The 12,437-nt window shown below is 66.4% G+C and carries 8 protein-coding genes; 5 read left to right on the top strand and 3 right to left on the bottom strand.

The genetic code is table 11. The annotated features are described in order from the left end of the window. Nucleotides 1-20: 20 nt before the first annotated feature. The 5 genes from AABA86_RS16375 (at nucleotide 21) to AABA86_RS16355 (ending at nucleotide 8,528) form a co-directional block, all read left to right on the top strand. On the top strand, nucleotides 21-1,364 hold the full coding sequence (locus tag AABA86_RS16375; RefSeq protein ID WP_212248475.1) for a methyl-accepting chemotaxis protein: 1,344 nt from the start codon (nucleotides 21-23) through the stop codon (nucleotides 1,362-1,364). A 221-nt stretch (nucleotides 1,365-1,585) separates the two neighbouring features. Next, complete coding sequence (locus AABA86_RS16370) at nucleotides 1,586-3,163, top strand: Do family serine endopeptidase (protein WP_212248476.1); 1,578 nt, start codon at nucleotides 1,586-1,588, stop codon at nucleotides 3,161-3,163. Between the two features lie 274 nt (nucleotides 3,164-3,437). Continuing rightward, a complete protein-coding gene (locus tag AABA86_RS16365; RefSeq protein WP_212248477.1) occupies nucleotides 3,438-4,118 on the top strand; it encodes a response regulator transcription factor in 681 nt (226 codons plus the stop codon). Next, complete coding sequence (locus AABA86_RS16360; protein WP_338307531.1) at nucleotides 4,102-5,562, top strand: sensor histidine kinase; 1,461 nt, start codon at nucleotides 4,102-4,104, stop codon at nucleotides 5,560-5,562. The genes AABA86_RS16365 and AABA86_RS16360 overlap by 17 nt, the downstream gene beginning before the upstream one ends. Continuing rightward, a complete protein-coding gene (locus AABA86_RS16355) occupies nucleotides 5,559-8,528 on the top strand; it encodes a bifunctional [glutamine synthetase] adenylyltransferase/[glutamine synthetase]-adenylyl-L-tyrosine phosphorylase (RefSeq protein ID WP_338307530.1) in 2,970 nt (989 codons plus the stop codon). Before AABA86_RS16360 ends, AABA86_RS16355 begins: the two co-directional genes overlap by 4 nt. Here the strand turns inward: AABA86_RS16355 and AABA86_RS16350 are convergent. The 3 genes from AABA86_RS16350 to fdhF are packed head-to-tail and all read right to left on the bottom strand — an operon-like array spanning nucleotide 8,503 to nucleotide 12,428. Continuing rightward, entirely contained in the window at nucleotides 8,503-8,733 is a 231-nt protein-coding gene (locus AABA86_RS16350) for a formate dehydrogenase subunit delta (RefSeq protein WP_212248480.1), read from the bottom strand. The two genes, AABA86_RS16355 and AABA86_RS16350, sit on opposite strands and share 26 nt — an antisense overlap. Further along, the gene (gene fdhD / locus AABA86_RS16345) at nucleotides 8,723-9,550 is read right to left on the bottom strand and encodes a formate dehydrogenase accessory sulfurtransferase FdhD (RefSeq protein WP_338307529.1); all 828 of its coding nucleotides are present in this window, start codon (nucleotides 9,548-9,550) and stop codon (nucleotides 8,723-8,725) included. Before fdhD ends, AABA86_RS16350 begins: the two co-directional genes overlap by 11 nt. 4 nt (nucleotides 9,551-9,554) lie before the next feature. Then, nucleotides 9,555-12,428 (bottom strand): formate dehydrogenase subunit alpha, encoded by a 2,874-nt coding sequence (fdhF, locus tag AABA86_RS16340; protein WP_338307528.1) that lies wholly within the window; start codon nucleotides 12,426-12,428, stop codon nucleotides 9,555-9,557. Nucleotides 12,429-12,437: the final 9 nt, after the last annotated feature.

Here is a 12,437-nt window from a genome sequence, read left to right as displayed (position 1 = left end):
CCAGACTCTGAGTCCCCCTGATGTTCGCGAACAGCAATCTGACGATCCGCTTCCTGGTCGGCGCCGTGGTCGCTGCATTATTGTTTCTGCTGGGCATCGGCGGCGGCACCGGATTCATCGCGGTGCTCTATCTCAACAACGAGATCACCAGCCTGTCGTCGGATTTCGCCGCGCTGAGCGGCCCCGTGCGCGACCATGCCATGCAGATCTACCAGCAGGCGCAGACCGCGTTCTCCTACTTCCTGATTGCGTGCGGCGTGATCGCCGTGGTCGCCGTCGCGATCTGCCTCACCACCTGGTTCGCCGTGCGCAACGGCATCCTCAGTCCGCTGGCCGCGATCGTGCATGCCATGCGCGAGGTCGCGGACCAGAAATTCCAGACCTCAGTTCCGGGGCTCGGCCGCACCAACGAGATCGGCCTGCTCGCCGGTGCGCTGGAGGTCTTCAAGACCAACGGGCTCGAGCGGCGCCACCTCACCGAACAGCAGCTGCGTGAAGCCCAGCACCAGGCCGAGCGGTCGAAATTCCTGGACGACCGGATCAAGCGCTTCAACGATCTCGTCGCCAGCGTCGTCGACAGCGTGGCCTCATCGGCCGTGCATCTGAAGAGCAACGCCGAGACGCTGTCGCGGACAGCGAACGACACCAGCACCAAGGCCAATGCGGTCGCAAGCGCGGCCAGCCAGGCCAGCGCCAGCGTGCAGACGGTCGCAGGTTCCGCCGAGGAGATGACGAACTCGATCGGCACGATCAGCCGCCGCGTCACCGATGCGACCCAGCGCGCCGAGGGCGCGGCGTCCCAGGCGGAGAAGAGCCGCGACACCATCCACACGCTGTCGGATGCCGCCGACAAAATTGGCGAGGTCGTGCAGCTCGTGCAGGCGATCGCATCGCAGACCAATCTCCTGGCGCTGAACGCCACCATCGAGGCGGCGCGGGCAGGCGAGGCCGGCAAGGGGTTTGCGGTGGTCGCCTCCGAGGTGAAGAATCTGGCGCATCAGACCAGCAAGGCGACGGAGGAGATCACCTCGCATGTCGCCAGCATTCAGGGCATCACCGCGGAGACGCGCGGCGCGATCGACGGCATTTCCAAAACGCTATCGGAGATCTCGTCCATCATGTCCGGCATCGAGGTCGACACCGCCCAGCAGCGCAACGCCACGCAGGAGATCACGCGCAGCGCCCAGAACGCCGCGCACGGAACCCTCGACGTCTCCAACCATATCGTCCAGATCACCTCGACCTCCGCGGAGACCGGCCGCATGGCCGCCGAGGCACGGGATTCCGCGGTCGACCTGTCGCAGCAGGCCGCGACCTTGAAGCGCGAAGTCGACGAGTTCATCGTCAGCGTCAGGGCAAGCTGAGCGCGCCAAGGCGGGCCTGCGACGCCGTCACGGGAACTCGGTTAAGTTCCTGTGGGACCACAATTTTCGGTGTGCGCTAAACTGCCGCATCGCACCTAGCCCTTCATTACAAAAGTTTAACCCCGCCGCCAGCGCGCGGTAAGGCGGGAGCCCCCATCTTCAGGACCGTAAGGTGCCGCCGTCAGGCACCAAATGGATTTCAAGGCCCTGGAGATCTCTGCATGACCGACCGTCCCGACCTCTCGAACCTTCCGTCCTACCGGCAGCCGCGCCGGTCGGTGTTCTCCGCGCGCAAGATCGCGTTGATGGCCTCGGTCGTTGCCGGTCTCGGCGCGGCCGTCTATGGCTTCAGCCCCTCGACCTCGCCAGCCGACCTGTTCTCGACCCCGGCGCATGCGCAGGTCAACAACGAGGTCCGCAAGGTCGAACGCCCGGTCGGTTTCGCCGACATCGTCGAGCGTGTGAAGCCGTCGGTGATCTCGGTGAAGGTCAACATCAAGGAGAAGACCGCGAGCAACGACGACGGCGATGATTCCTCCGCGCCGTTCCAGCCGGGCTCGCCGATGGAGCGCTTCTTCCGCCGCTTCGGCGGTCCGGATGGTTTCCCGGGCCTGAAAGGCGGCCGTGGCCGCGTCGTGCAGGGGCAGGGCTCCGGCTTCTTCATCTCGGCCGACGGCTTTGCCGTGACCAACAACCACGTGGTCGACGGCGCCGACAAGGTCGAGGTCACCACCGACGACGGCAAGACCTACACCGCCAAGGTGATCGGCACCGACCAGCGCACCGACCTCGCTTTGATCAAGGTCGAGGGCAGCTCGAACTTCCCGTTCGCCAAGCTCGCCGACGCCAAGCCGCGGATCGGCGACTGGGTGCTCGCGGTCGGCAATCCCTTCGGTCTCGGCGGCACCGTGACCGCCGGCATCGTCTCGGCGAGCGGCCGCGACATCGGCAACGGTCCGTATGACGATTTCATCCAGATCGACGCGCCCGTGAACAAGGGCAATTCCGGCGGTCCCGCTTTCGACACCAACGGCGAGGTGATGGGCGTCAACACCGCGATCTACTCGCCCTCCGGCGGCAGCGTCGGCATCGCGTTCTCGATTCCGGCGAGCACCGTCAAGAGCGTGGTCGCCCAGCTCAAGGACAAGGGCTCGGTCAGCCGCGGCTGGATCGGCGTGCAGATTCAGCCTGTCACCTCGGACATCGCCGACAGCCTCGGCATGAAGAAGGCCGAAGGCGCGCTGGTGGCGGAGCCGCAAGCGAACGGTCCGGCCGCGAAGGCCGGCATCGAGTCCGGCGACGTGATCACCGCGGTCAACGGCGAATCCGTCAAGGACGCGCGCGAGCTTGCCCGCACCATCGGCGGCATGGCTCCCGGCGCGACCGTGAAGCTCAACGTGCTGCACAAGGGGCAGGACAAGGTCGTGAACATGACGCTCGGCCAGCTGCCCAACACGGTCGAGGCCAAGGCCGACAACGACAATGACAGCGGCAAGGGTGCGAGCAAGGGCACCGACGTGCCCAAGCTCGGCATGACCGTTGCCCCCGCCAATTCGGTGGCCGGCGCCGGCAAGGAAGGCGTCGTGGTCACCGAGGTCGATCCGAAGAGCGCCGCGGCCGAGCGCGGCTTCAAGGAAGGCGACGTGATTCTCGAAGTCGGCGGCAAGAGCGTGGCCACCGCCGGCGAAGTCCGCGACGCCATCAACACGGCGCGGACCGACAACAAGAACAGCGTCCTGATGCGCGTGAAGAGCGGCGGCCAGTCGCGCTTCGTCGCGGTGCCCCTCGCCAAGGGCTGAGGCTTCAGGAGGCCTACGAGATGAAGGGTGTCGCCGGCATCAGTCGCCCCCGCCGACGGCGCCCTTCGGGGAAGCAGCGCAACGTTCGCTTCCCCTCTCTACCTTCCGGTGGAATTACGCCCCCCTCCGTCGGAAGGCCTAGGGCGGTGAAGTCCCCCCAGCTTCACCGCCCGCCTTTTTCTCAATGCCAGCGTCTCTCGCTCGGCTTGCATGCGATTGCCGCTCGCGCCATGTTTAGAGAAGGTTGACCTCCTTGACCGCCGCCGAACGCACGATGCGCCTCCTCATCATTGAAGACGACCGCGAATCCGCCGACTACCTCGTGAAGGCGTTTCGCGAAGTCGGACACATTGCCGACCACGCCGCCGACGGCGAGGAAGGCCTCGCCATGGCCGAGAACGGCGATTACGACGTGCTGGTGGTCGACCGCATGCTGCCCAAGCGCGACGGTCTGTCGCTGATCGGTGCGCTGCGCGACCAGGACAACGCCACGCCGGTGCTGATTCTGTCCGCTCTTGGACAGGTCGACGACCGCATCAAGGGCCTGCGCGCCGGCGGCGACGACTATCTGCCAAAGCCCTATTCCTTCGCCGAGCTGCTCGCCCGGGTCGAGGTGCTGTCGCGCCGCCGCGGGGGTCCTGCCGAGGACACGCTCTACCGCGTCGGCGATCTCGAGCTCGACCGGCTCTCCCACCGCGTCGCCCGCGGCAAGGACGAACTGACGCTGCAGCCGCGCGAATTCCGCCTGCTCGAATATCTGATGAAGCATGCCGGCCAGGTGGTGACGCGCACGATGCTCTTGGAGAACGTCTGGGACTATCACTTTGATCCGCAGACCAACGTGATCGACGTGCATATTTCGCGGCTGCGCTCCAAGATCGACAAGGGCTTCGAGCGGCCGCTGCTGCACACGATCCGCGGCGCCGGGTACATGATCCGTGACGGCATTCGGTAAACTCGTCCGCACCACGGCATTCCGGCTGACGCTGGTCTATCTGCTGCTGTTCGCGATGTTCGCGGCCTCGCTGCTGGCCTATTTCGCCTGGAATACGCGGCGGCTGATCACCGAGGAAATCACGCAGACGGTCAATGCCGAGACCTCGGAGATCTCCGAAATCTACGGCCGCCGCGGCCTGCGCGGCCTGGTGCTCGCGATCGAATATCGGGCGCTGCGGCCGGGCGCCAACCTCTATCTCGTGACCACGCCGACCGGGCAGGCGATCGCCGGCAATGTCGGCTCGCTGGCGCCGGGCGTGATGGCGACCCGCGGCTGGTCGGAGACGGCCTACCGGCGGATCGAGGACGCCGATGACCGCGACCATCGTGCGCTCGTGCGCGTCACCGAATTGGAAAACGGCTTCCGGCTCCTGATCGGCCGCGACCTCGCCGAGCGGCGTCGCCTGTTCGGCATCGTCGCCAAGGCGGCGCAATGGTCGATCCTGATCGTCGTCGTGCTCGGTCTCGGCGGCGGCATCTTCGTCGCGCGACGCGTGCTCCGGCGCATCGACGCGATGACCGGAACCGCGCAGCGCATCATGACCGGCGATCTCAGCGGGCGCCTTCCCGTGGGGCGTAGCGGCGACGAGCTCGACCGCCTCGCCGAAAACCTCAATGCCATGCTGGAGCGGATCGAGGCGCTGATGGCTGGCTTGAAGGAGGTCTCCGACAACATCGCCCATGATCTCAAGACGCCGCTGACGCGCCTGCGCAACCGCGCCGAGGAGGCGTTGGCGAAATCGGGCTGCGAAGCCGACTACCGCGCCGCGCTGGAGCGGACCATCGAGGAATCCGACGGGCTGATCCGCACCTTCAACGCGCTGCTGATGATCGCGCGCGCGGAGTCCGGGCAGGCGCGCGGCAATATGGACGATTTCGACGCCGCCGAGGTGGCAGGCGGCATCCACGAGCTCTACGAGCCGCTCGCCGAGGACGACGGCATGACCCTGAAGGTCAGGTGCGAGCCCACGCCGGTTCACGCCAACCGCGAATTGATCAGCCAAGCGCTCGCCAATCTTGTCGAGAATGCGATCAAATACGGCAAGCCGGTCGCACAGACCGGTGGAACCGTGGTCAGCATGGACTCCGGGCAGATCACGATCGAGGCCAGGCGCGAGGGCGACCAGGTGCTGCTCAGCGTCACCGATCGCGGTCCCGGCATCCCCGAGGCCGATCGCAAGCACGCCGTCGAGCGTTTCGTGCGGCTGGAAGCGAGCCGCACGCTGCCGGGCTCCGGCCTTGGCCTCAGTCTCGCCTCCGCTGTCGCGACATTGCACGGCGGCGAGTTGAGGTTGGGCGACGCCCAGCCCGGCCTCGTCGCCACGCTGGTGCTGCCCGCGCGCGCCGGGGCCGGGGACAGGGTTGCTCCGCCAATACCGGATGTGCCACAGAAGGTGGCATGAACCACTCCGCGCCGGGAAACGCGGACAAGCATGGTGAGAGGCTGGCCGCGCGCTTCGCGGAGGCTCCCCATATTGCCGCTTCCACAACCGATGAACGACGTCTCGAAAGCTGGCTGTCCGAGCTCGAGCCGGCCCAATCGGCGCGCCTCGAAGCGCTGCTGGCGCATCCCTTTGCGCGGGATATCCTGGCCGGCATCGCGGAATTCTCGCCCTATCTGTTTGATCTGGTGCGCGCCGATGCCTTGCGCCTGATCCGGCTGCTGGAGTGCGATCCGGATGCGCATCTGACGGCCCTGATCGCGGAGGCGAGGGGCGCGGTGCTCGCGGCCCCTGACGAGGCCGAGGTGATGCGGCTGCTTCGCCGCATGAAGGCCGAGGCCGCGCTCCTGACCGCCTTGTGCGACATTGGCGGGGTCTGGCCGGTGATGCGGGTGACGGCGGCGCTGACCGATGTCGCGGTGTCCTCGGTGCAGGCGGCGCTCCAATACCTGCTGCGGCAGGAAGCCGCACGTGGCAAGATCTCGCCGCCCAATCTCGAGGCGCCCGAGGAGGGCTGCGGGCTGATCGTGCTGGCCATGGGCAAGATGGGCGCGGGCGAGCTGAACTATTCCAGCGATATCGACCTCATCGTGTTCTTCGATCCTGATGCCACGACGCTCGCGCCCGATATCGAGCCGCAGCCGTTCTTCGTCCGGGTCACGCAGGGCATGGCGCGCATCCTGCAGCAGCGCACCTATGACGGCTACGTCTTCCGCGTCGATCTGCGCCTGCGACCAGATCCATCCTCGACGCAGGTCGCGATCTCCAGGGATGCTGCGCTGAACTATTATGAGCGGGAAGGGCGCACCTGGGAACGCGCCGCGATGATCAAGGCGCGCGCCTGCGCCGGCGATGCCAAAGCGGGCGAAGCGCTGCTGGCAGAGATCGCGCCGTTCGTCTGGCGCAAGCATCTCGACTTCGCCGCGCTCGCCGACGTCCACGACATGAAGCGGCAGATGCAGACCTATCGCGGCCAGAGCGAGGTCGCAGTGGAAGGGCACAACGTCAAGGTCGGCCGCGGCGGCATCCGCGAGATCGAGTTCTTTGCGCAGACCCAGCAATTGATCGCCGGCGGCCGCCATCCGGAATTGCGGGTGCGGCCGACGCTGAGGGCGCTCGATATTCTCGCGTCCAGCAACTGGATCACCCTTGCTGCGCGCGACGAGCTGACCATTGCGTACGAATTCCTGCGCCGGGTCGAGCATCGCCTCCAGATGATCGCCGACGAGCAGACCCACGCGCTGCCCGAGGACAAGGACGCGGTCGAGCGCTTTGCGCGCTTCTTCGGCTATGCGGATCGCGAGGCCTTTGCGAGCGACCTGCTGCGACAGCTCAAGATCGTGCAGGGGCACTATGAAAAACTGTTCGAGGGCGACGATCCGACCGGCACGGCCAAGCTGCCTGCGCTCGACTACAGTGCGGGCCCCGACGATCCGCGCCTGCTCCAGCATCTGGCGGCGCTCGGGTTCAAGAAGCCGGCCGCGGTCGCGCAGACGGTACGCGACTGGATCACCGGCGATTACCGCGTGTTCCGCAATGAGGCGACGCGCAGTGCCTTCGTCGAGTTCGTGCCGGCCCTGATCGACGGCCTCGCCCATGCCGAGGAGTCGGATCGCGCCGTGGTGGCGTTCGATCAATTCCTGGGGGCGCTGCAGCGCGGCGGCCGGCTGATCACGCTGCTCGGCCAGAACCGCGAGCTCGTCGCGCTGGTGGCGCTGGTGCTCGGCGCTGCGCCGCGGCTCGGCGAGATGCTGGCGCGACAGCCGCAACTGATGGACGGCCTGATCGATCCGCGCTTCTTCGGTGCCATGCCGGACAGGCAGGAATTGTCGGGACGGTTAGCTGCGACCGTGCAGGACGCCGGTTCATACGAAGAGTTCCTCGATCGCCTGCGCCTGTTCGGGCAGGAGAGCCTGTTCCTGATCGGCACGCGGATTCTTTCCGGCACCGTCTCGGCGCAGCAGGCCAGCACGGCCTTTGCCGACGTCGCCGAAGGCATCGTCCATACAGTGCACGGCCTCGTTGCCGACCGCTTCGCGGCCCAGCACGGCCGGATCAAGGGACAGGAGACCGCGATCATCGCGATGGGCCGGCTCGGCAGCCGCGAGATGACGGCCTCGTCAGATCTCGACCTGATCCTGCTCTACGATTTCGACAGCGACAATCCGGACTCCGATGGGCCGAAATCGCTGCAGGGCGCGCATTATTTTGCGCGTTTCACCCAGCGCCTGATCAGCGCGTTCACGACGCGCACCAATTACGGCGTGCTCTACGACATCGACATGCGGCTGCGTCCCTCGGGACGCGCCGGTCCCGTCGCCTCGAGCCTCGTCTCATTCGCGGACTACCAGGCCAACGAGGCCTGGACCTGGGAGCACATGGCGCTGACGCGGGCGCGCGTGGTGTCGGCTTCGCCCGAATTCCGGATGCGGATCGAACGCGTCATCCGTGATGTCCTGACCCGTCGCCGCGATTCCGCCATCACCGCCAACGATGTCGCCGACATGCGGCGCGCCATCGCCCAGGAGAAGGGCGAGGCCGATTGCTGGGATCTCAAGCATGCCGCCGGCGGCATGGTCGACATCGACTTCATCGCGCAATATCTCCAGCTCGTGCACGCGCACGACAAGCCTGAGATTCTCGACGTCGGCACGATGCAGGTGCTGGACAATGCATGCAGGCTCGGCGTCCTCCCGCAATCGGAGACCGAGATATTGCGTGCCGCAGCCCGGCTCTATCACGATTTGACGCAGATCCTGCGGCTTTGCGTCAGCGACCGCTTCAAGCCGGAAACCGCCGGCACCGATCTGCAGCGCGTCATGGCGCGCGCCGGCGACGCCCCGGACTTCTCGTCGCTGGAGGCGCGTGTGAAGGAGACGCAGAGCGAGGTACGGCGCGTGTTCAGGGCGCTGCTGGAAGGGACGTAGCCTTCAGCGAGGCGAGCGCCTCGCGGACGTCAGGCTCCAGGCCCGCGCCGCCGGCATCGAGATGGGCGAAGATCGCGCGCTTCATCCGGGGATCCCAGAACTTCTTGATGTGCTCGGCAATCCCCGGCACGGCCTTGCCGTGGCCCTGGCTCTCGAAGAACTTGCCGATCTGGTTGGCCATGTAGATCAGGCGGTCAGGCGACATCGGCAACCTCCGTGGCATGGCGAGCGGCGACCCGGTCACCATGCGAAAACACTTCGAACCCGTCCTGGCGGGCAATGGCGATCAGCGTGATGCCGGCGGCCTCCGCCGTGCGCACTGCGAGCGCGGTGGGCGCGGACACCGCGACCATCATCGGCGCGCCGATTGCGGCCGCCTTCTGAACCATCTCGACCGAGACGCGGCTCGTCAGCAGCACCATGCCGCTGCGCGTATCCGTGCGGCTGCGCGCCAGCGCGCCCGCGAGCTTGTCCAGCGCATTGTGGCGGCCGACATCCTCGCGCAGCGCGACGATGTGGCCGGTAGTAGACCAGAACGCGGCGGCGTGAACCGCGCGGGTCTGCAGATTGATCGATTGCAGCGGCGCGATCGCCTGCATCGCCGCCATGATCTGCTCGGGCGTGAAGCTCTGTCCCTGCGGCACGACCGCCGCGGGGCGCACGGCTTCAGCGATGGACTCGATACCGCAAATGCCGCAGCCGGTAGGTCCCGCGACGTGGCGACGGCGCTCGCTGATGAGTGCCGCATCTTCCGACGTCAGCCACATCCGTAGTTCGATGCCGTCGTCGAGGCGAACAATGTCGAGCGATTTGATGTCATCGACCGACTTGATGATGCCTTCGCTCAGGCTGAAGCCGACGGCAAAATCTTCCAGGTTCTGCGGCGTCCCCATCATGACGGCATAGGTGCCGCCATTATAGGTCAGCGCCAGCGGCGTCTCCTCCGGAATGAACCGCGTTCCTTCGGACGCGACACCGTTGCGCCAGATTCCGCGATCAATCGCCTGGACAGCTACATGCATGCGGTTACTCCGCTGCCTCGGCTGGCGCGATGCGGCGGGACTGCCGCGCCTGCGCGTCATAGGCCTTCTGCCAGTCGGACGGGCCGTTCGAGGGCGAGACCTCGACCGCCGTGACCTTGTATTCGGGGCAGTTGGTCGCCCAGTCCGAATAGTCGGTGGTGATGACGTTGGCCTGCGTGTCCGGGTGATGGAAGGTGGTGTAGACGACGCCGGGCGCGACGCGGTCGGTGATCTCCGCACGCAGCGTGGTCTCGCCGGCACGGCTCTTCAGCCGCACCCAGTCGTCGTCGCGCACGCCGCGCTGCTCGGCATCGTGCGGATGAATCTCCAACCGGTCCTCGGCGTGCCACACCACGTTCTCGGTGCGCCTTGTCTGCGCGCCGACATTGTACTGGCTGAGGATACGGCCCGTGGTGAGCAGCAGCGGATAGCGTGGGCCGGTACGCTCGTCGGTGGCGACATATTCGGTGACGACGAACTTGCCCTTGCCGCGGACGAAGCCGTCGATATGCATCACCGGCGTACCCTCCGGCGCCTTCTCGTTGCAAGGCCACTGCACCGAGCCAAGCTCGTCGAGCTTGGCGTAGGAGACTCCGGCGAAGGTCGGCGTCAGCGCCGCGATCTCGTCCATGATCTCGGACGGGTGGTTGTAGTTCATCTCGAAGCCCATTGCCTTGGCAAGGCCGATGGTGACCTCCCAGTCGGCCATGCCGTTCTTCGGCGTCATCACCTTGCGCACGCGCTGGATGCGGCGCTCGGCGTTGGTGAAGGTGCCGTCCTTCTCGAGGAAGCTCGAGCCGGGCAGGAAGACGTGGGCGTAGTTCGCGGTCTCGTTGAGGAAGAGATCGTGGACGATGACGCATTCCATCGCGGACAGTGCAGCCACCACGTGCTTGGTGTTGGGATCGGACTGGAGGATGTCCTCGCCCTGCACGTAGATCCCCATGAACGTGCCTTCGACCGCGGCATCGAACATGTTGGGAATGCGCAGGCCCGGCTCGGGGTTGAGCTTGACGTTCCACAGCGCCTCGAACTGGTCGCGGACTGCCTCGCCGGAGATGTGGCGGTAGCCGGGCAGTTCGTGCGGGAACGAGCCCATGTCGCAGGAGCCCTGCACGTTGTTCTGGCCGCGCAGCGGGTTCACGCCGACGCCGGGACGGCCGATATTGCCAGTGACCATCGCAAGGTTCGCGATCGCGATCACGGTGGTCGAGCCCTGGCTGTGCTCGGTGACGCCGAGGCCGTAATAGATCGCTCCGTTGCCGCCGGTGGCGTAGGTGCGGGCGGCTTCGCGCAGATCCTTCGGGTTGACGCCGGTGAGGATGGCGGTGGCTTCCGGGCTGTTCTTGGGCTGCGCGACGAACGCCGCCCACTCCTCGAACTCGCTCCAGTCGCAGCGCTCGCGCACGAAGGCTTCGTTGGCGAGGCCTTCGGTGACGATCACATGCGCCAGCGCGGTCATGACCGCCACGTTGGTGCCGGGCATCAGGGGCAGGTGCAGCGCCTTCACATGCGGCGATTCCACCATCTCGGTGCGGCGCGGATCGATCACGATCAGCTTGGCGCCCTGGCGCAGCCGCTTCTTCAGCCGCGAGGCGAACACCGGATGGGCGGAGGCCGGGTTGGCGCCGATGACCACGACGACGTCGGTGTCCTCGACGGAGTCGAAGTCCTGCGTGCCGGCCGAGGTGCCGAAGGTGGTGGCGAGGCCATAGCCGGTCGGCGAATGGCAGACGCGGGCGCAGGTGTCGACGTTGTTGTTGCCGAAGCCGGCGCGGATCAGCTTCTGCACCAGATAGGTTTCCTCGTTGGTGCAGCGGGACGAGGTGATGCCGCCGATGGCGTCGCGGCCGTAGGTCTTCTGGATGCCGCGCATCCTGGTGGCGGCAAACGAGAACGCCTCATCCCAGGACACTTCCTTCCAGGGATCCTCGATCCGCTCGCGGATCATCGGCTTGAGAATGCGCTCTTGATGGTTGGTATAGCCCCAGGCGAAGCGGCCCTTGACGCAGGAATGGCCGCGATTGGCCTTGCCGTCCTTGTAGGGCACCATGCGCACCACTTCCTCGCCACGCATCTCCGCCTTGAAGGCGCAGCCGACGCCGCAATAGGCGCAGGTGGTGACGACGGAGTGCTCGGGCTGGCCGATCTCGATCACCGACTTTTCCGTCAGCGTCGCAGTCGGGCAGGCCTGCACGCAGGCGCCGCAGGAGACGCATTCGGAGCCGAGGAAGCTCTCGCTCATGCCCGGCGAGACCCGGCTGTCGAAGCCGCGGCCGGAGATGGTCAGTGCGAAGGTGCCTTGCACCTCCTCGCAGGCGCGCACGCAGCGCGAGCAGACGATGCACTTGGACGGATCGTAGGTGAAATAGGGGTTGGACTCGTCCTTCGGCATCCAATTGTCGTTGGAGCAGCCGTCCGATTTGGCGAAGACGTGGTTCTCGCCGTCATAGCCGTAGCGCACGTCGCGCAGGCCGACGGCGCCCGCCATATCCTGCAACTCGCAGTCGCCGTTGGCGCCGCAGGTGAGGCAGTCGAGCGGATGGTCGGAGATGTAGAGCTCCATCACGCCCTTGCGCAGCTTCTTCAGCCGATCGCTCTGGGTGTGCACGACGAGGCCGTTCATGACGGGCGTGGTGCAGGAGGCCGGCGTGCCGGCGCGGCCCTCGATCTCGACGAGGCAGAGACGGCAGGAGCCGTAGGCGTCAACCATGTCGGTGGCGCAGAGTTTTGGGATCTGGTGGCCCGCGTCCATCGCGGCCCGCATGATCGAGGTGCCCTCGGGCACCGTGACCTCATTGCCGTCGATGGTCAGCGTCACCATCGTTTCCGATTTGGAAGCCGGCGTGCCGAAGTCGATTTCTTCGATCAGAGACATTTCGTTCTC

This window comes from Bradyrhizobium sp. TM233, from assembly GCF_036247965.1.
GTDB classification, from domain to species: domain Bacteria; phylum Pseudomonadota; class Alphaproteobacteria; order Rhizobiales; family Xanthobacteraceae; genus Bradyrhizobium; species Bradyrhizobium ottawaense.
This window is presented reverse-complemented; position numbering and strand designations above follow the sequence as displayed.

Excerpts from the sequence above, each read along its gene's own strand:
- AABA86_RS16355 (WP_338307530.1), top strand. The coding sequence starts at position 5,559 with ATGAACCACTCCGCGCCGGGAAACGCGGACAAGCATGGTGAGAGGCTG.
- fdhF (WP_338307528.1), bottom strand. The coding sequence starts at position 12,428 with ATGTCTCTGATCGAAGAAATCGACTTCGGCACGCCGGCTTCCAAATCG.
- fdhD (WP_338307529.1), bottom strand. The coding sequence starts at position 9,550 with ATGCATGTAGCTGTCCAGGCGATTGATCGCGGAATCTGGCGCAACGGT.
- AABA86_RS16365 (WP_212248477.1), top strand. The coding sequence starts at position 3,438 with ATGCGCCTCCTCATCATTGAAGACGACCGCGAATCCGCCGACTACCTC.
- AABA86_RS16375 (WP_212248475.1), top strand. The coding sequence starts at position 21 with ATGTTCGCGAACAGCAATCTGACGATCCGCTTCCTGGTCGGCGCCGTG.
- AABA86_RS16350 (WP_212248480.1), bottom strand. The coding sequence starts at position 8,733 with ATGTCGCCTGACCGCCTGATCTACATGGCCAACCAGATCGGCAAGTTC.
- AABA86_RS16370 (WP_212248476.1), top strand. The coding sequence starts at position 1,586 with ATGACCGACCGTCCCGACCTCTCGAACCTTCCGTCCTACCGGCAGCCG.